Source organism: Microbacterium sp. Ru50, from assembly GCF_002920555.1.
Classification (GTDB): Bacteria; Actinomycetota; Actinomycetes; order Actinomycetales; family Microbacteriaceae; genus Microbacterium; species Microbacterium arborescens.
Genome location: NZ_PQSV01000041.1, coordinates 1 through 731, shown reverse-complemented (window position 1 = coordinate 731; position 731 = coordinate 1). Strand labels below are relative to the sequence as shown.

Annotated in this window: 1 protein-coding gene; it reads left to right on the top strand. The window is 69.5% G+C overall.

From position 1 onward, the window contains the following. Positions 1–448 (top strand): rod shape-determining protein (locus tag C3481_RS16125; RefSeq protein WP_181021965.1); only part of this gene is annotated, 448 nt, incomplete at its 5' end. Positions 449–731 lie beyond the last annotated feature (283 nt).

The following is a 731-nucleotide window of genomic DNA, read 5'->3' as shown; positions in this document are numbered from 1 at the left end:
CATCAAGAAGGAGTACAGCCTCCTCCTCGGTGAGCGCACCGCCGAGTCCATCAAGATCACGATCGGTTCGGCGTACGACCTGGACCAGGACGAGCACACCGAGATCCGCGGCCGCGACCTCGTCTCGGGCCTGCCCAAGACCGTGGTCATCTCCGCCGCCGAGGTCCGCAAGGCCATCGAGGAGCCGGTCAACTCCATCGTCGACGCGGTGAAGACGACCCTCGACAAGTGCCCGCCGGAGCTCTCCGGCGACGTGATGGACCGCGGCATCGTCCTCACCGGCGGCGGCGCCCTGCTCCGCGGCCTGGACGAGCGGCTCCGCCGCGAGACCGGCATGCCGATCCACATCGCCGAGGACCCGCTGGACTCCGTCGCGCTCGGCTCCGGCAAGTGCGTCGAGGAGTTCGAGGCCCTGCAGCAGGTGCTCGACTCGCAGCCGCGCAGATGACAGCAGTCGGCGATCTGCCGTACGGCCGCCTGCCAGCCCGTACGGCAGATCGCTGATATACAGACAGCACACACTCCGGTACCACCTCCCGCCCCCGTCTCCCACTGCCGCAGCAGTACCGGCAGTACGGACCCCCACCCCCTCGGGACCGCTCCCACCCGGCGGTCCGCGCACAACTCAAGCAAGGCACAACCCAGATCCCCAGCGAGACCGGCGCGGGCCCGCAGCCGGCCGGTCCTACGAGGAAGGACACGGCCGCCGCACGTGAGGGACACACGAGAGA